The following is a 15,747-nucleotide window of genomic DNA, read 5'->3' as shown; positions in this document are numbered from 1 at the left end:
ATGTTTATAGATACCGAAGATTACAAAGTGGTGATTGGTGATGCGGCCTTGAAAGTCGTGTCGCAGTCATCACCTGAAAATATAGCCAATGCCGAGGCAGAGGCCATTGAGGAAATATCAGGCTATCTTCGCCCCGTATATGACACAGCGGCCATTTTCGCAGCAACAGGCAATGACCGCAACAAGCTTTTAGTGATGTACACCGCTGACATTGTACTTTATCACCTCACAGCTTCGCAGCCGCAGAAGATGGGCAGCGAAATCCGCAAGGAGCGATATGAGCGCGCCATAAAATGGCTCGAGGGCGTACAGGCAGGCAAAATCGTCCCCGACCTTCCTCTTGCCGGATCTAATGACGACAGCCCCGGCTTCGGCACCTCCTATTATTCATTTCCCAAACTTAGACACAACTGGTGATTATGGGCCGCAGACAGAACAGACCGAAACTCAGCCGGGCGCAGAAGGATGCCAAAGGCAGGATACAAAAGCAGACCTCCGTTATCCTGGAGCTGCACCGCTATGCGGAGTTTTTCTCAAAGAATGACATCGAGGACTGGCGCCGGGCGTGGCAGAGCGCGATTGATCCGCGCCACCCGTCCCGACAGAAACTGTACGACATCTACCGCGACGCCATGACCGACTCGCATCTTTCGGGCTGCATACAGCAGCGCGTGGGGTTTGTTATGTCACGCTCGTTCAAACTCGTCAATGAGAACGGCGACCAGGACGATGCCGCAGGGCACCTGTTCGACCAGTCCTGGTTCAAGGACTTGTGCCGGCTCTGCCTGGAGTCGATATGGTACGGCCACTCGCTCATCGAGCTTGGCGATGTCATTACCGACGGCGACGGCCACCCGGCTTTCTCCAGTGTGTCGCTCATACCCCGCAAGCATGTAATTCCTGAAAAGGGTCGAGTGGTGCAGCGCGTGGGCATGAACTGGGAAACCGGCATCGAGTTCCGGGAGCGGCCCTGGCGCGACTGGCTTATCGAGGCCGGGCGTCCGGATGACCTCGGGTTGCTGCTGAAGGCCGCACTTCATACCATCCCCAAAAAGCACGCGATGACGTTCTGGGATTGTTTCGCGGAAATATTCGGCATGCCGTGGAGAATAGCCCGCACATCGACCCGCGACCCGAATGAGTTCAAGCGTCTGCAGGACATGATCTACAACGGCGGAGCCAACCAGGGCATGGTTGCCGGCATGGAAACGGAGATTCAGTTCGTGGAATCCGGCAAGGGGGATGCCTTCAACGTCTATGACAAGAGAATCGATCGCGCCAACTCTGAATTGTCAAAACTGGTGATAGGTCAGACCATGACCATCGAGGACGGCTCGTCGCTCTCCCAGTCACAGACCCACCTCGAGGTGTTCATGAATCTGGTGGAGTCTGACCGCGACTTCCTGCGCGACATCATAAACAATCAACTTATCCCCATCATGGTTCTGCACGGCTTCCCGGTCAAAGGGCTGCGCTTCGAGTGGAATGACGCGGTTGACTATACGCCGGAGCAGCAGGTGGCATACGAAACAATGATTGTCGACCGCTACGAGGTCGACCCGTCGTATTTCGCCGACAAATACAATATGCCGGTCGGTGAACGACGCAATCCTATGACTCTCTCCTCGGCTGAAAATGGCAAAGAAGATGATAACGACAAAGAGGAGAAAAAACATTTTTTCGACTGAGCCCCTCTGACTACGAGGGGCTGCACAGACGCTATGCCTCCTTACTCGATGGAGTGGTCATAGAGAACCTTGCCGCTCCCGGCGATGATTTGCGCAAGCGTCTGTCCTTGCTGTTCTCAGGCATGATGAAGTCGCTTTTCAAAGAGCAAGGAGCGCAGTTCCGTGTCGAGCTTGTAGCCGATCCGGCTGTGCAGGAGTTTGTCAATGCTCATGCCTCGGCTCTCGACTCTGCCTTTCAGAAGTTGGAGATGTCTGATGCGATGCGCCGGCGCCTGACCCGGTCGAATTACATTTTCTCCGGCATGAAGGCATTTCATGAGCTGCACGAGGCGTTCCCGTCGCTGCTTGACGAGAACGGCAATAGAAAGCCATTCGAACGGTTTTTGAATGATGTTCAAAGCATCGACAAAACCTATAATTCCAATTACCTCCGGGCTGAATATAACTTCGTGGCCGCATCTGCGGAGATGGCCGGCCGGTGGGAGCAGTTCATGCGCGACGGCGACCGATACAATCTCCAGTACCGTACACAGCGCGATGACAAGGTGCGCCCGGAACATGCCGCACTCGACCGTGTGACTCTGCCGCTTTCTGATTCATTCTGGGAGGAGTTCTACCCGCCGAACGGTTGGAACTGCCGCTGCACTGTCGTCCAGGTGCGCAAATCAAAGTATCCTGAAACTCCCCATGACGAGGCGATGCGCCTTGGAGATGAGGCCCTGCAGCGCGACACAAAAGGTATCTTTCGGTTCAACGCCGGCAAGGAGGGCAAATCCGTCCCGGACTACAATCCATATACCATCCGCCGTTGCTCGACCTGCCCTATCGCGAAAGGTGGCAAAGGCCGCAAACTGGCGTTTGTGCCGGATAACGAGGTGTGCCAGGCATGTGCCCTCGTTCACCAATGTGAACAGCTACGGGGCGAAGTGATAAAGCACGGCAAAGGCACAATCGAGATAAGTCACCTTGTCGATCGTACTGACGGGGATTATGATCGGCTGCTGTCTGTCGCACGGCATTTTGCCGCCGATGGCGCAAGGGTTGTTCTGACGCCCAAAATGACTCGCCCTGCAAGGTTTGAATACGACTGTGTATACGGCTCGCTACGCGGAACCCGTTATTACGGCAAGTGTCCTGACCTAAAAATAGACGATTACTGGTACGAGCATGAGGGCTTTGTGACCGACAATCCCAAACGCGCTTTCTCTAATATGGTAAACCACGGACTAAAACAATCTGACCGAATTATCATTGACAAACCAGACCTTACTGACGCGTACATGAAGCGCGTAATAAATCAACGGTTAAAGGATGGTCATCATATCTCAGAAGTATGGTTAAACGAAAATGGCCACCTAAGGCTGCTATATAAAAAGTCAGAGGAATGATCGCTCATTCCTCCTTCTGCAACGAATCGGTGGTCATTAGCCACGGAATCGTTAGTACAAAGATAGGAACAATTCTTGAAACACAAAAGTTTATGGGATAGATTTGTCCTGATTTATGGGATTTAATGTAAAATTTTGCGTAACTTTGCCATTGACAGATCAATATCTTCATCGCTTGGGCACAATTCATCCTTCAAAATATAAACCAATGAAAAAAATCACATTTCTGCTCATGGTGCTGGCGCTCCATTTCTCGGCGGCAGCCACCGACTGGTTCCCTTTCAACACGGTAAATCACAAATGGAACATCTCCGTCAATGGTGGTTATTCACCTTCTGGACGTGTGGCAGTGTATGGTCTTGGAGCCACTGTTCGAGGCTTTCACCTCACAATCGGCGGCTTTGGTTCGACTCATGAAAACGACCCCCGCCTTGACACTTGGAACGAGGATGCATCCTTTATGTTCCAGTTCGGTTACCAGATTCCAGTCATAAAATCATTGCGCGTCATTCCAGTTATCGGAGTCGCCGGAGTGGGGGAAGTGCAGACAGATGGATATGATTGGAAGTTATCATACGATGCATTCGGAAATCTGACAGGGATTGACAACAAGGTGACCACAAACATAAAATATAAATTTGATTACGGGGCACATCTGGTGTTCAATCACAGGAAGCTTATCGTAAACCTTGGAGCGACTCGGCATACCTTATTCGGAGGTATCGGTCTCGAATTCTGACCGACATATAACTGAGTTTTAATCCAAAGCTTTTTCCGGGGGCACAAAAAATGCCCCCGGCCTGTTAAATAGTCGTCTCACTTACTCTTTAACAACAAACACCGTATCACGGGCCGCCGGGGGCAAATGCCTTCCCAGCCCATGATACGGTGTTTATTTGAATAAGTGAGACACTGCAAAATTAGCAATTTTCGCCGACATGACAATATTTGAAGTGCTGAATTTCAACCGCGAACTGCTCGAAAGACTGCGCCGCATTGGCGTAAGGCTCGAGGACATCGCCTACATCGACCTTTTTGTTGACTTCAACAATATGGTCGGCGCCGGCGACAAGGTATCGTATGCAGTGGCGGTTCTGGCCGACAAATATGGCGTGAGCGAGAGGAAGGTATACAGCCTGATAAAGCGTTTCCAGTCATCGGCTCTGCCGATTTGCCCGGCAAAGAATGACTGCAATCCGCGTGCAGTGTGATTCCCAATTCCGATAGTGTGCCGCTGATGGCGCATGTCTACCTTTGCACCATCACCAACAATCAACAGAAATGGCACGCAACAAATATCACCAAATCCTCGCCAGGATTCTTGACAACGGCAGGCACCAGGTCAACAAGAAGGGCAATATAACTTACCTTATCAATGAGCAGCTCTCACTTACTCCTGCCGACCTGCTTGAAATTTTCGAGGGACACGGACTGGCCCGCAAGAAGCTACGCTCCGAGCTGAGGCTCTTCATGAGCGGCGAGCGCTCTGTGGAGAAGTACCGCGAGGCCGGCATAAACTGGTGGGACTACTGTGGTTCGATCCTGGTCAACTCCTATCCCACCTATTTCGAGAAGCTCCCGCCGCTGCTCGCCAGGATCAATACCGAGCGTCGACCGTCAAAGAACTATGTGCTGTTCCTCGGAGCGACCGAGGCAGAGAGCAATCAGACCCCATGCTTGTCACTCGTTCAGTTCCAGATCGAGGACGGCGAGCTGGTGGTGTCCGCCTACCAGCGCAGCTCCGACGCCAACCTCGGACTGCCGGCCGACATATACCACCTCTACCTCATGGCCCGGCACATCGACTTCCCCCTCAAGTCAATAACACTGTTCCTGGGCAACGTACATGTGTATGACAACAATATTGACAATACCCGCCGACTTCTCGCCGGAGAGGACAGCGTCAAATTCGAACTGAACGTATGAGCCGCCTTTATCTGTCCGCTCCCCTGCCATTCGTCGGGCAGAAGCGTATGTTCGCCAAACACTTCATCGAAGTAATAAAGCAATATCCGGCCGGCACCGTCTTCGTTGACCTTTTCGGTGGCTCGGGACTGTTGTCACACATCACCAAGCACACCCATCCCGATTCACGGGTCATCTACAATGACTTCGACGACTACCGGCTGCGCATAGCCAATATTCCGCGCACCAATGTCCTACTTGACCTTATCAGACCAATATCCGACGGTTTCGGGCGGCACAAGCCCATTACAGGAGAGGCAAGGGAGCGTATATTCGCCCTGCTTAAGCAGGAAGAGCAGGAAACAGGCTACCTCGACTTCATCACCCTGTCCTCGTCGCTAATGTTCTCTATGAAGTATAAGATGAGCATCCCGGAGATGCGCAAGGAAACGCTCTACAATAATGTGCGCAAGGCCGGATATGCCGAATGTCCGGATTATCTCGCCGGACTGGAAATTGAATCGTGCGACTACCGGGAACTGTTCGAGCGTTTCAAGGATGTGCCCGGTGTGGTGTTCCTCGTAGACCCGCCTTATCTGTCTACCGACGTGGGCACATACCGCATGTACTGGCGACTCGCGGATTACCTCGATGTGCTGTCGGTGCTGTCGGGCCATAACTTTGTTTATTTTACTTCCGAGAAATCATGCCTCGTGGAGTTGTGCGAATGGATGGGCCGCAACCCGTCACTCGGCAACCCGTTCGAGCGTTGCAGCCGCAAGGAGTTTAACGCGACGATGAACTACAATGCCCATTATACTGACATGATGTTATTCACGTCACCGACTTACAATGCCACATAAGGTCATTTCCGGGCTCATATATCGCAAAAGAGCCGTCACTCAATAAGGTAACGGCTCTCTTTTCTTGTGATACAATGTGTTTATGAGACAGGGGGATATTCAAGTCTTATTGTACTAATCTTATCCTTAGTAAGTATAATCTCTTTTTCGATTTTTTGGAAATGTGTGCCTTCTCCAAAATAGGTAATGCTTACATTCGGAGTATTGCCATAAATTGGGTCAGTAGATTCTCCGGGATAAATTTCGGGCATCCCCATGACTAATTGATGACTCTGAATGTACAGTTGCCCATTGGTATAATTCTCAAAAATTACCCCATACTGATTTTCAGGATGCCCTTCAATCTCCAGCTCCTCTTTGCATGATACAAGGAGAATAATCAGTGAAATAAACAATATAGCCTTCTTCATGTCCGTATTTTTTTGCAAAAATAATCAATTCTTATGTAAATGTCTAAAACCTACACAAGTAAATGTCTCAATGTTTTCTACAATATCCTCGTGATTATGATTGGTGGCAGAACTGTCAATGTCAAATTCCATAAAAGTCTCACCCTCCAGCCCGGCAAGCAGTCCATGAATCTTATCGAGCAGCTGGAACTCGCCGATATTCTTTTGCTCCGCCCAGTCGGTCACTATGTGGAGATTAATTAGAGGTTTAGCCCGGTATTCAACTCCAGGCACGATAGCACGCCACTTAAAAGGCACGAACTCGATGAATACAGCCGGTCGTGCCCATGCGTTCTCTTGTTCGATGAACTCAATATTATGATTCCAAAGATCTATGTGTTTTATCGCACGAGGATATAGTGAATCATCGGCATCCGCTTCGCTTGAGCATTCAAAATACTCTCCGGATGCATTGATACACAATGTCTCAAGCTGAGCCTTGAGTTTACGGTATAATTCTTCTCTCATCGTTCTATGATGTCAAAATCGGTGTTGAAAAATTCTGTGATATTCTCTTCGATAATTTGTCGGACTGTCTGCTCGACCTCCGGAGCTGTACCAAGGAATCGTCGGCGCGGTATCCTGATTGTGGATCCAACTTTCATTAATGCCATGAATTTCCAGAACTCTGCCTCGGTTGACAATTGTACCGTTCTCTTATCCTTGCGCAGTGAGCCGTCCTTGCGTCTGCCAAAGGAGCCTGTGGCCGAATAGTATTTATACCAAAAGAAGCGTTTCATTTTAGCGGTTACCTTGATTTCACCGCCCTCGTTATGAATGGCCGCTGCTGGATGTTCGGTTCGGAACACGATACTGTTCTCGGTCTGATAGCTCATGATGCTCCGGCGAAGACCGCCGCTGTCAACAAGGATATGACCACCGGGGCGAGTGGGACTCTTCCTGCGTTGCCATGCCTCGGAGAAGAAGGCCTGTCGTTCGAAATTGCGGTCAAACTCATCGGTCATCTCCACTTGTATGTCGCGGAGGATATTTTTGATTATTTGGTCATAATTATTCGCCATCGTTCTTATTGTCAAACATATCGAAAAGATTGGGTAAATTGGGTAATGTTTCACTGAAACCCGGCTTGGTCGGAGCTTTCAAAAGGTTGTAAAAAGTACGCTCACAGATACCATACACAGGATATATGTACCTGCGCCATATTTCCCGGTTGGGAATTCCTTGTTTGGCGTGTTGGTCATATATCCTGTTGATGTCTGTAACTCTCTTTTGATAACTCTTTCCGGGTTTCTTACCCATTTATCAATATCAGTTTAGAGGTATCGGTTTATAAGGTCGAATATCGAGCCTCATCACACTGCTGACAGTAACCCTGCCGCTGCCATCGCACTGGGAGCATCTCGCCGGGTATCTTTGCGGTGACTCGGTCTGCTGAAGCCCGGTTCCGTTGCACTCCCGGCACACTGCGATCCGGGGCGGTCTTTTGATTTCTTTTTCCATTTTCGTTACGTTTTAGTCGACATCGGTCATGCCGAGAGGAATATAACACCATGCGCCCTTGTCGTTTTTGTACTGGGCGCGGATGAACTTCTTGGAGATAGTGGGCTGGTAAGCCTCCTCGATGATTTTCACTCCCTCGAGGAACTGTTCGTTGCCGCTGTCCTCTGCCATTTTGCGGAGCTGAAGCACTCGGCTGGCCTTTATGTTGCCCTGCCCGTCACGGCTCAACAGGCGCAGCACAGCGTTGACAAGAGCCTTTGTGGCATCATCCTTAGCAAGACTCTCGATGTAACCTTTGACCATCGCGATACCATCCTCGACTGTGTCGCGGTAGCCATCGACAGTGTTCACCCCGAGGATGACGCGCAGGGTGCTGTCGGAATTGGTGAACGTGTGGCTGTTCTGATTGTCACGGGCAACGCCGGTAATCTCGGACTTCATCTTGAGGATTGTCTCGAAGTTGCCAAAGATGGTTTCCTTGACCAGTTTGATCTGGTCGCTCAGTTCGCGGAGCTGAGGAATCGTGGTGGATATTTCGTCATCCACCATGTCGGCGTACTGCTTGCGCTGCTCTTTGCGTTCCTGCTCACGACGCTTTTTTTCTTTTTCGGCTCTGTAAGCCTCGAATTCCTGACGCTCTTCGGCTGTCATTTCTACTTTTTCTTTGTTCATGATAGTTACTTTAATTTATATTGTTAGTTAGTCATGCCGGGGGAGGCAAGGGTTATAAGATATGTTATGTGTTGGTGTGGATTTGCCGGGTCTTGTGTCGGTTCTCCCATCGCTCCCGGTGCATTGCTTTGCAAGGACTTCTTGCGTTGCCACCCCTTACGCTTTATCGAACGAAGTTTGGTAGCGAGTTCCATCAGTTCATCGATTGATAGCTGCCCGAAGGCTTTACCGGAGATTCGGGGATGTCGGCAGAAGTCGTTTATCTGCGCCCAATCGGTTGTGTCAACCTCAAGTTCCTGCATCAGCTTGAGAACGATGCTCCGGCGACGCTTCAGTTCGTCTTTGGTGCCGTTCATGCCCTCGATGGCGATGCAGAGGTCGGTGTACTCCTTTCGAGTCATCTCCTTGAGGGAGTCGGTGCGCCCGGCTGTGTACTGCAACACAAACTGACGCTTTGCCTCATCCGGCTCGCCATGAATGGTGAGCTTATGGAAAGCGGAGTAGAACCGTCCGAAATTAGTTACCTGTTGCTTCATTGCTCTTGTTTTGATCTTCCTTTGAATGAAGCATCGCCTCAAGTGTCTCTATGGGCAGATGACGTGCTACCCCCAAGAAGTAGGTATCCACAAATTCTGCAATTGCCTGTTCAGAGGCATACTCAAGATTCTTCTCGATGAATCGAGCCTTTTCGGTTCGGCCTAACTGACGGAAGGCCTGATCAATGTTTTGTGCCATTTTATTTATTGTTTATTAGGTTTCCAATCTATCGTTACTAAGGCGATGACCTCGCCGGTTCCTTCACAGTCGGGACATGGTATTGTCTCCGGCTCCTGCCGCCCACTGTAGAACCATCCTTTGCCTCCGCAGTAAGGACACGTCATTGGCCGGGAGCAGAACCCTTCTTTGTGGATGCGCCCATCCGGCTCAAGTATTATCATTTCTCTTTTCTTACTCATTATCCGATATTGTTTGAGGTTCTTAAAATGCCTTCTTCCCACACCACATAGTAGCTGCCGGGGTCTTCGGTGAAGCGGCCTTGGCAAAACGCCTTGTAGCCTACCACTCGGACTTTGAGTCCGGCGATGTAGCGGAGCCGGACGGCTGCTTTACCCATTGGCTGACCTTTATGTTCCTGCGATATGAAGATGAAGCTCTTTGAGGGGAAGCGGTCTATGAGTTGCTTTGCTTGGTCGTATGACCACCCGGCAACTTGAAAGCTGTCCACTATCACAAAGTGTGGACTCTTGGGTTTAGCGAGACGTTCTATAAGTTCATCGTAGGAGTCACTTGTAGCGACACGGAACCTTCCCTGAACATCACCCATTTTAAACCGTTCGACACGCTCTTTGAACGATTGGCTCACACCTTCCTCGTAGGAGCAGTAGAGTGTCATGCCGTAGTTGCAAAGTTCCTTGGCGAGCTGCATCACAAAACTGCTCTTGCCGGAAGCGGACGCGCCGCTGATGAACCACGCCTCGTTGGTGGTCGGGAAGCCGAATGGTCGGCTCCACCGCACACCCCAAGGCAAGGTTTTGTAGGTCTTGGCAAGAACCTCTTTCGGACTATATGCTCGCTTGGCCATCGTTACTTCTTATCTTGAGTCTTTTTCAGTTCTGCAATAAGCAAATTTGCTTCTTCTACAGCTCCTCTGGCATCATCTTCTCTTGATGAAAGAATGTGTTCTCTCCGTTTCATATAGATAGTCAAAGCTATTTCATATCGACGCTGCTCCCAATCGGGTTGGCCGCTTTGGAGACGCTTACCCATTCTGATGACGGTCTCCATGTATTCTTTTTCAATTACACTTATCATTATCATTGTCTTTTAAGTTTTTCGATTTCGGTATAAACTCGTCGAAGTCCGCCGCCGGTCTTCCGGGCTATCTCCCCGGCATCGACTCCTTCCGGGGCATTGAGCTTGGCCACGATTCGTGCCTGTTCTATGAGGAACTTGGTACGCTCCTTGCTGTCGTCCGGCGTGACCTTGCTGTAGCGGTCGCCGTAGCGGCTGAGCATCTCGGTGTAGCCAACCTTCTTGCACTCGATGGAGCGGTTGATTTTCTCCTTGAGACCGTCGGCTCCCATCATATACCATGCACAGCACCGCTCGGTAGCGTTCCACAGTGCTTTCAGCTCAAGGAAAGCCTCATACTGAAGGTCACCGGCTTCATCGAGAATGATGAGGGGGCTGTCGATGGAGCCGAGGTAGTAAACGAGGTCTTCATACACATCTGAGTACCGCCCTTTGCTGTCCACGCCGAACTCTGCGGCTATCTTACGCACGAGCTTGAGCTTGGTCTTGACCTGCGAGCAGTCAATGTAGATGGTGTTGGGGTGCGTCTTGACGTAGTGCCGGGCAGTGAAGGTCTTGCCGATATTGGGCAGGTCACAGAGGATTGCGCTGATGCCGCTCGACTGACAGGCCTCCAACTGCGCTGTAATGAACATGAATGTCGGGGTCTTAGCCACCTTCCATTCAATCTCTCCCCGGAGGCTGACTCCGAGCTTCCGGGCGATGCTTATCCAGTTGGCATCGCTCAGAACACGGTCGGTCTGACCGTTCTTGACCGCGCTGTAAACCGAGGTAGTGATGCCGAGGGAGGCGGCATGCTTTGCGTCGCTTGGATAGTTGGCGCGGTTCGCCTTGATTGCGGCGAGGATTTTGTTTTTGACTTCTGTTGTAATCATATTCTAACAGTGTTATTTATCGATTTTAATCGCTTTGCAAGGCAAAGAATTTCGTTCTATAAGTCTTGCAAGGCTCGTGCAGCGTAATCTTCACTGAGGCCATAATCTTGCGTTTCTCGCGTTTCCGGCTCCGGGACGATAACTTCTTCCACCTCGATAGTCTGAGACCGTGTGTCGCGCTCTATTACGCCCACACGCCCGATAGCGTTATCCTCTACATATTTGTTGAACTGGCTGATTTTTTTGCGCTGCTCCACGAAGATTCTCTCGTCCGCCTCGGTCTGCTCGGCACGGGCTGTGTTGTAGGTTCCGATATTTTCAAGGCGGTCGATATACATATCGCCTTGGTAGATGAACATATCAGTTACTTTGCCCTCTTCGTCGGTTAGATAGTAAGCCTCGACCTTATAGTCATTCGGTGAGAGCAGCTCAATGGCCTCTGTCTTGCTAAGCCACCAATCCTCTCCGGCTACCCGGCAATATGAGTTTCGCCGGATTGTGGTGCCGACTCTCTCGCCTACATACCGGGCGATGGTCGCTTTGTCGAGGGGTTGCAGTGTCGGGTTGATGTTGGCGACAAGCACATCCCATCGTGTCATGCCCTTGTACTTTTTCTGATTGGGGTGCAGGGCATGGTTGTATTCGTAGATGTCACGCATATCGTCAGCGATCAATTCGTCCCAAGTGTAGTATTCTTTCTCGACGTAGGTGTTGTTAAACTCATCGAATACCTTGTTGCTCTCAGTGCGATACTGTCTGCTCTTGGCGAAGAACTTGCCGATGCCAACATGGTTGCGGTGCTCGATACTCCGCTTTTTTGCGCCGTTGAACTGCTCGGCGTGTTTCTCCTGTGAGTTCATGGGGGCGCAGAACCGCACAAAGGGGAACATGACTCCGGCTCGGAGGAAGGAATCTCGCCATTGGCTCATGAGGTGGTTTTCTACCTCTACCTCGGCAGGGCAACCCCAGCCTTGGCGGTCAAGCAGCCGGAACATATTCCGGAACATATCCACAACAAGGTCGACGTTCTTGGTTCGGTTGTAGGCGTAGCCGATGCAGCATCCACTTGTGACATCATAGGCGTAGTATGCCTTCGGGCGAATCCGGGTATCCTTGAGCTTTCGCGGAAGGTCACGGTCGTCGAATGATACCTTCGACAGTGAGAACTCGCCGTGATGGCGGTGCATGTGGGGCATTACCTCGTGCATGAAGGTTATCGGAGTCATGAGGCGATGGTCTATTAGTGCCCTGTTTTTCGGCTTGTTGAGGTAGTTACATATTGTAGCTTCGCTTAGAACCATCGGTTCTCCGTTCTTGTCGGTAAAGTCATCGGGATTGAAGAGTTCGCCTGTATCCGGGTCAAAGACATCAAATTCGCCTGTCACAAAGGAGTTGTATAATTCGAGGACGTTGGTGTTCCAAGGCTTGTTGGGCTGAACTGCGATGCCAAGGATAAGACGCTCAGTCTTGTAATCGACCTTTCGTGCCGACTGATTGCCGAACTTGCCGCTGATCAGACAGGCATATCCGTTGGCCTTGTAGTCATTGACCTTTTTGCGGAACCGCAGTGTCGATGCCGGGAGGGTGTGGCCGAAATGCTTGCGCAATATCTCGATGGTCGCTGTCATCATACCCCAATCATACTTGCCTCCGAAGAGTTTCTGCGCGGTGGCTGCTCTCTCATAGAGCTTGATGCATGTGTTGAGCACTGAGGCGTTGGTGATGTATTCCTGTGCCTTCTCGCGTGGGAGTGCCACTCCGCACTTCTCTTTTGAGAAGAAGAAGACGGTAGCCTGTTGGTCAATTTCGTAGTTGCTCTTTATCCAACCCTCAAGTCGAGCCTGTGCGCCGTCGGGATAAACCTCTTTGACTTTGTCTTGGTAGCGTTGGGGTAAGCTGTCAACGGCAACCAACGCATAACATCCCTGACCGCGACCTTTCCGCACCACATCAAAGCGGCCACGGGCGGCAAGCTGCTTGTAGTTGGGTTCCGACATAATGCCGCCAGCTACAAGGTCGCGCATCGAGATGCAAAGTCTGTCACCGTAGTATTCCATATCCCTAACCCTTATCTCAAGGCTGCTGCCTGTTCTTTTATATCATCGATCTGACTTAGCAAAACGTTGGCGTATTTTGCCACCACATTACCCTTGGGCCCGTAGACAACTCCCTCACCTGTCTGCTTATCCAGATATACCTCGGCTCCGTTGGGGTAGACAGCATGCCAGCAACTGTCCGAGTCAAAGAAGAACTCGCCTTCCGGGATGTTGTAGTAGGTGCAGCCGCCATGATGCTTGATAGCAGCGAAACGTATCTTCCGGGCAAGCTCGTTATTCGTGCGGTAAGCCAGGGCGTTCTTGACGCACCGCTCGCAGATTTCCTTTCCGTTGACCTTGAAGGTTCGCTGTAGGGCCTTGATACCCTCCTTGTTGACTGAAATGTACTTATTCATTGTTCTCACTTATGTATATTGATATTTTTGTTAACTTTATGGCAGAATTCCAAATAGAACAATTATGTATCATCTTTCAATGAAGATCAGTATCCGTCCACTGCCCGGAAACTGCCCGGAGCCATACTGGACTCTCGCGTTGCCGAGCTTGCTGGGATTCTTCGCCCTCTTGGGTTTGAATTGCAGAGCAAGCGCTTTTACTTCCATCCTGACGAAGAGGCTGAAGCTCGCTGAATAGAATTTGCCGGAGTTCAGATTCACATTGATAAATCTTGTGTGAGACCGCAGTCAGTCGTGCATTTGTCTCAGATAGTCTTCTCACTATGTGCGCTTGGTTCCTCTTCGCAATTTTCATATACAGCTGAAGTCCAAGAAATTTCAGCACCAGATACATAATCTTCATAGTCTCACTTTTTGTTTAGTCGGTTGTTGATTTTTTCGATGGCATCCTTCATGGCAAAGTAGCCGGCATTGAGCGCGTTGTATTGCTTTGAGTCGCACAACTCGCAGTCGTCGTGGGTAGCCTCGAACTCGTCGAGAATTGTCCCGGCATCGGCCACGTTCTGCTCCAGCGTCTGCAACAGCAGCCTTATGGCTCGGTCTGTCCTTTGTTCTGAAAGTCGTTTCATCGTTTGAATTGTTAGTGGGAGGACTCGGACTCGAACCGAGGACTATACAGTCGGATTGGTTACCGCCGCTTGTTCTGCCAACTGAACTATCCTCCCGAATTCCTCGGCGCATTTGGCAACGCCGAGGGTTCTAATGTTGTGCCTTTCGGCTTTAACCGGCTCTCTTGCCGGAGGATTGCCCTCTCTTGGGTCTAACCCTGTATTTTGAAGTTTTCAAATAACCTTGGCAGTGTCACCTTCAAACCATTTATTGAATTTATTCTCTGTACAGCATCCGGCGAGCGAGACTAACAAGTCCCATGCTTCTTCGTTGATATCCTCTTCGTCATCGCTGACATATGTGCTGTAATGGCAGTCGTTTTTGTATTCCACCTCCACGGTTGCTTCAAGTGCCTTATGAAAATGCTTTTCTCCTTCCGGGGTAATCTTTACGGGAGGACATACTGCGATTGAGTCCATTCCATCAACTGTTACATCGCGGTCATCGCCAAGAATGTTAATTGCGTGCAGAAGGTCTTTAAGTGTTATTCTCATTGTCTTTTATTTGATTTCTTTAATAATAGGTCTTACTGAGCAGCCGTGGGCATAAACCAGGCGATCTTTCAACTTCTCTACATAGAAGTCCGGGGCCGTGAACGTGATGCCGTTCTCTTCATCGTAGCGGAAGGACACGCCGTCCATCATCAGCACGAAGGCCACCTTGTGCTTAGCACTCTGCGTCTGCCACTCTTTTATTTCGTCTGTCTCACTCATAATCTTAAATTTTGTGAACTCGCGGTTTTTTAGTATATTTGACCGCTCGTTCCAATTGGAATACGACACAAAGATAGTACACAAATTGTGAACCACCAAATTTTAGGACGAAAAAGATACACAAAATGAAAACTTTTTCTTCAGATGACATTCTAAACCGTCTAAAAACGGCCTTATCAGTAGGAACTGATACTGAATTAGCTGACCTTCTTGGCATCAAGAAGGCCACACTTTCTAATTGGCGAAACCGTAATTCGATAGATTTGCCACTTGTGTTTTCAGTTTGTGAACAGGTCAATATCGATTGGCTTATCACAGGTAGAGGAACACCTGCACTACACCTTGATGAAGCACCAATACCCACAAAAGAAGTTGCAAAAGATGAGAATCAATTCCTTGACCGTATTGTTGCTCAGGCAGAAGAGATAGGTCACCTCAAGGAGCGCATTGAGCAGCTTGAGCGCGAAAAAAACGAACCCACGGCACCCTATCAAGATGCCCCAAGGGAACTTTCGACTTCCCCGGCAGACTAAAAGAGATGTGGGATAAATATGGGATATGTCCCAACTGAACGAAATGGATACCAAAGGGAACCCCGGCGGATCACCGAACCGCCCTTTTCCGGGGTGTTACCCCCCCTCAAAACGGGTCATAAAACCACCTAAATCACTGAAATTACCTTATTTAATAAGGTGCAAACTCGCAGAGTGATGGTTTTTTCTTAATAGTGAAATGCAAAAATCGGGGGTCTATTTTGAAAAAACGGTATTTTTCCACCCCTCTATCACCCCCCCCAATTA

23 protein-coding genes and 1 pseudogene are annotated in these 15,747 nt (G+C 50.0%); 8 read left to right on the top strand and 16 right to left on the bottom strand.

From position 1 onward, the window contains the following. The 7 genes from E4T81_RS06285 (at position 1) to E4T81_RS06255 (ending at position 5,844) form a co-directional block, all read left to right on the top strand. Positions 1-417: a phage protein Gp36 family protein gene (locus E4T81_RS06285; protein WP_135042499.1), complete on the top strand. Its 417-nt coding sequence runs from the start codon at positions 1-3 to the stop codon at positions 415-417. Positions 418-419: 2 nt separating this feature from the next. Next, a complete protein-coding gene (locus E4T81_RS06280; protein WP_135042496.1) occupies positions 420-1,688 on the top strand; it encodes a DUF935 family protein in 1,269 nt (422 codons plus the stop codon). A 122-nt stretch (positions 1,689-1,810) separates the two neighbouring features. Beyond that, on the top strand, positions 1,811-3,076 hold the full coding sequence (locus tag E4T81_RS06275; RefSeq protein WP_135042960.1) for a phage minor head protein: 1,266 nt from the start codon (positions 1,811-1,813) through the stop codon (positions 3,074-3,076). 208 nt (positions 3,077-3,284) lie between these two features. Continuing rightward, positions 3,285-3,815: a hypothetical protein gene (locus tag E4T81_RS06270; protein WP_135042494.1), complete on the top strand. Its 531-nt coding sequence runs from the start codon at positions 3,285-3,287 to the stop codon at positions 3,813-3,815. A gap of 199 nt (positions 3,816-4,014) precedes the next feature. Then, positions 4,015-4,287 (top strand): hypothetical protein, encoded by a 273-nt coding sequence (locus E4T81_RS06265; protein ID WP_135042492.1) that lies wholly within the window; start codon positions 4,015-4,017, stop codon positions 4,285-4,287. Between the two features lie 70 nt (positions 4,288-4,357). After that, entirely contained in the window at positions 4,358-5,002 is a 645-nt protein-coding gene (locus tag E4T81_RS06260) for a thymidylate synthase (protein WP_135042958.1), read from the top strand. Beyond that, a complete protein-coding gene (locus tag E4T81_RS06255; RefSeq protein WP_135042490.1) occupies positions 4,999-5,844 on the top strand; it encodes a DNA adenine methylase in 846 nt (281 codons plus the stop codon). Before E4T81_RS06260 ends, E4T81_RS06255 begins: the two co-directional genes overlap by 4 nt. Before the next feature lie 80 nt (positions 5,845-5,924). On the opposite strand, the gene E4T81_RS06250 is transcribed toward E4T81_RS06255, so the two are convergent. From E4T81_RS06250 to E4T81_RS06165, 16 genes and pseudogenes are all read right to left on the bottom strand, one after another. Further along, complete coding sequence (locus E4T81_RS06250; protein ID WP_135042488.1) at positions 5,925-6,254, bottom strand: hypothetical protein; 330 nt, start codon at positions 6,252-6,254, stop codon at positions 5,925-5,927. Between the two features lie 24 nt (positions 6,255-6,278). Next, positions 6,279-6,761, bottom strand: coding sequence for a hypothetical protein (locus tag E4T81_RS06245; RefSeq protein ID WP_245207023.1), 483 nt, complete (start codon positions 6,759-6,761; stop codon positions 6,279-6,281). Further along, entirely contained in the window at positions 6,758-7,315 is a 558-nt protein-coding gene (locus E4T81_RS06240; protein ID WP_135042486.1) for a phage virion morphogenesis protein, read from the bottom strand. The genes E4T81_RS06245 and E4T81_RS06240 overlap by 4 nt, the downstream gene beginning before the upstream one ends. Before the next feature lie 451 nt (positions 7,316-7,766). Further along, a complete protein-coding gene (locus tag E4T81_RS06225) occupies positions 7,767-8,426 on the bottom strand; it encodes a DUF3164 family protein (RefSeq protein WP_135042480.1) in 660 nt (219 codons plus the stop codon). A gap of 23 nt (positions 8,427-8,449) precedes the next feature. After that, positions 8,450-8,962, bottom strand: a complete 513-nt coding sequence (locus tag E4T81_RS06220; protein WP_245207022.1) for a hypothetical protein — start codon at positions 8,960-8,962, stop codon at positions 8,450-8,452. Next, entirely contained in the window at positions 8,943-9,161 is a 219-nt protein-coding gene (locus E4T81_RS06215; protein WP_135042479.1) for a hypothetical protein, read from the bottom strand. The genes E4T81_RS06220 and E4T81_RS06215 overlap by 20 nt, the downstream gene beginning before the upstream one ends. A 5-nt stretch (positions 9,162-9,166) precedes the next feature. After that, positions 9,167-9,382 (bottom strand): hypothetical protein, encoded by a 216-nt coding sequence (locus tag E4T81_RS15755; RefSeq protein WP_135042477.1) that lies wholly within the window; start codon positions 9,380-9,382, stop codon positions 9,167-9,169. Then, positions 9,382-10,008, bottom strand: coding sequence for an AAA family ATPase (locus E4T81_RS06205; RefSeq protein WP_135042475.1), 627 nt, complete (start codon positions 10,006-10,008; stop codon positions 9,382-9,384). The genes E4T81_RS15755 and E4T81_RS06205 overlap by 1 nt, the downstream gene beginning before the upstream one ends. A gap of 2 nt (positions 10,009-10,010) precedes the next feature. Further along, positions 10,011-10,244 (bottom strand): hypothetical protein, encoded by a 234-nt coding sequence (locus E4T81_RS06200; RefSeq protein ID WP_135042473.1) that lies wholly within the window; start codon positions 10,242-10,244, stop codon positions 10,011-10,013. After that, positions 10,241-11,113 carry an ATP-binding protein gene (locus E4T81_RS06195; protein WP_135042471.1) on the bottom strand — a complete coding sequence of 291 codons (873 nt, stop codon included), beginning with the start codon at positions 11,111-11,113 and terminating at the stop codon, positions 10,241-10,243. The genes E4T81_RS06200 and E4T81_RS06195 overlap by 4 nt, the downstream gene beginning before the upstream one ends. A gap of 56 nt (positions 11,114-11,169) precedes the next feature. After that, positions 11,170-13,170: a hypothetical protein gene (locus E4T81_RS06190; protein ID WP_135042469.1), complete on the bottom strand. Its 2,001-nt coding sequence runs from the start codon at positions 13,168-13,170 to the stop codon at positions 11,170-11,172. An 11-nt stretch (positions 13,171-13,181) separates the two neighbouring features. Next, on the bottom strand, positions 13,182-13,565 hold the full coding sequence (locus E4T81_RS06185) for a hypothetical protein (RefSeq protein WP_135042467.1): 384 nt from the start codon (positions 13,563-13,565) through the stop codon (positions 13,182-13,184). A 407-nt stretch (positions 13,566-13,972) separates the two neighbouring features. Continuing rightward, a complete protein-coding gene (locus E4T81_RS06180; RefSeq protein WP_135042465.1) occupies positions 13,973-14,194 on the bottom strand; it encodes a hypothetical protein in 222 nt (73 codons plus the stop codon). Between the two features lie 15 nt (positions 14,195-14,209). Beyond that, positions 14,210-14,290, bottom strand: a pseudogene (locus tag E4T81_RS06175). A 117-nt stretch (positions 14,291-14,407) separates the two neighbouring features. Then, on the bottom strand, positions 14,408-14,728 hold the full coding sequence (locus E4T81_RS06170; RefSeq protein WP_135042463.1) for a hypothetical protein: 321 nt from the start codon (positions 14,726-14,728) through the stop codon (positions 14,408-14,410). 6 nt (positions 14,729-14,734) lie between these two features. Further along, positions 14,735-14,947, bottom strand: a complete 213-nt coding sequence (locus E4T81_RS06165) for a hypothetical protein (RefSeq protein WP_135042462.1) — start codon at positions 14,945-14,947, stop codon at positions 14,735-14,737. A 125-nt stretch (positions 14,948-15,072) separates the two neighbouring features. On the opposite strand from E4T81_RS06165, the gene E4T81_RS06160 reads away from it, so the two are divergent. After that, positions 15,073-15,480 carry a helix-turn-helix domain-containing protein gene (locus E4T81_RS06160; protein ID WP_135042460.1) on the top strand — a complete coding sequence of 136 codons (408 nt, stop codon included), beginning with the start codon at positions 15,073-15,075 and terminating at the stop codon, positions 15,478-15,480. Positions 15,481-15,747 lie beyond the last annotated feature (267 nt).

This window comes from Barnesiella sp. WM24 (assembly GCF_004570975.1).
GTDB lineage: Bacteria > Bacteroidota > Bacteroidia > Bacteroidales > Muribaculaceae > Muribaculum.
The sequence above is the reverse complement of the archived record's forward strand: the minus strand, read 5'-3'. Positions and strand labels throughout refer to the sequence as shown.

Excerpts from the sequence above, each read along its gene's own strand:
- E4T81_RS06285 (WP_135042499.1), top strand. The coding sequence starts at position 1 with ATGTTTATAGATACCGAAGATTACAAAGTGGTGATTGGTGATGCGGCC.
- E4T81_RS06280 (WP_135042496.1), top strand. The coding sequence starts at position 420 with ATGGGCCGCAGACAGAACAGACCGAAACTCAGCCGGGCGCAGAAGGAT.
- E4T81_RS06275 (WP_135042960.1), top strand. The coding sequence starts at position 1,811 with ATGATGAAGTCGCTTTTCAAAGAGCAAGGAGCGCAGTTCCGTGTCGAG.
- E4T81_RS06270 (WP_135042494.1), top strand. The coding sequence starts at position 3,285 with ATGAAAAAAATCACATTTCTGCTCATGGTGCTGGCGCTCCATTTCTCG.
- E4T81_RS06265 (WP_135042492.1), top strand. The coding sequence starts at position 4,015 with ATGACAATATTTGAAGTGCTGAATTTCAACCGCGAACTGCTCGAAAGA.
- E4T81_RS06260 (WP_135042958.1), top strand. The coding sequence starts at position 4,358 with ATGGCACGCAACAAATATCACCAAATCCTCGCCAGGATTCTTGACAAC.
- E4T81_RS06255 (WP_135042490.1), top strand. The coding sequence starts at position 4,999 with ATGAGCCGCCTTTATCTGTCCGCTCCCCTGCCATTCGTCGGGCAGAAG.
- E4T81_RS06250 (WP_135042488.1), bottom strand. The coding sequence starts at position 6,254 with ATGAAGAAGGCTATATTGTTTATTTCACTGATTATTCTCCTTGTATCA.
- E4T81_RS06245 (WP_245207023.1), bottom strand. The coding sequence starts at position 6,761 with ATGAGAGAAGAATTATACCGTAAACTCAAGGCTCAGCTTGAGACATTG.
- E4T81_RS06240 (WP_135042486.1), bottom strand. The coding sequence starts at position 7,315 with ATGGCGAATAATTATGACCAAATAATCAAAAATATCCTCCGCGACATA.
- E4T81_RS06225 (WP_135042480.1), bottom strand. The coding sequence starts at position 8,426 with ATGAACAAAGAAAAAGTAGAAATGACAGCCGAAGAGCGTCAGGAATTC.
- E4T81_RS06220 (WP_245207022.1), bottom strand. The coding sequence starts at position 8,962 with ATGAAGCAACAGGTAACTAATTTCGGACGGTTCTACTCCGCTTTCCAT.
- E4T81_RS06215 (WP_135042479.1), bottom strand. The coding sequence starts at position 9,161 with ATGGCACAAAACATTGATCAGGCCTTCCGTCAGTTAGGCCGAACCGAA.
- E4T81_RS15755 (WP_135042477.1), bottom strand. The coding sequence starts at position 9,382 with ATGAGTAAGAAAAGAGAAATGATAATACTTGAGCCGGATGGGCGCATC.
- E4T81_RS06205 (WP_135042475.1), bottom strand. The coding sequence starts at position 10,008 with ATGGCCAAGCGAGCATATAGTCCGAAAGAGGTTCTTGCCAAGACCTAC.
- E4T81_RS06200 (WP_135042473.1), bottom strand. The coding sequence starts at position 10,244 with ATGATAATGATAAGTGTAATTGAAAAAGAATACATGGAGACCGTCATC.
- E4T81_RS06195 (WP_135042471.1), bottom strand. The coding sequence starts at position 11,113 with ATGATTACAACAGAAGTCAAAAACAAAATCCTCGCCGCAATCAAGGCG.
- E4T81_RS06190 (WP_135042469.1), bottom strand. The coding sequence starts at position 13,170 with ATGGAATACTACGGTGACAGACTTTGCATCTCGATGCGCGACCTTGTA.
- E4T81_RS06185 (WP_135042467.1), bottom strand. The coding sequence starts at position 13,565 with ATGAATAAGTACATTTCAGTCAACAAGGAGGGTATCAAGGCCCTACAG.
- E4T81_RS06180 (WP_135042465.1), bottom strand. The coding sequence starts at position 14,194 with ATGAAACGACTTTCAGAACAAAGGACAGACCGAGCCATAAGGCTGCTG.
- E4T81_RS06170 (WP_135042463.1), bottom strand. The coding sequence starts at position 14,728 with ATGAGAATAACACTTAAAGACCTTCTGCACGCAATTAACATTCTTGGC.
- E4T81_RS06165 (WP_135042462.1), bottom strand. The coding sequence starts at position 14,947 with ATGAGTGAGACAGACGAAATAAAAGAGTGGCAGACGCAGAGTGCTAAG.
- E4T81_RS06160 (WP_135042460.1), top strand. The coding sequence starts at position 15,073 with ATGAAAACTTTTTCTTCAGATGACATTCTAAACCGTCTAAAAACGGCC.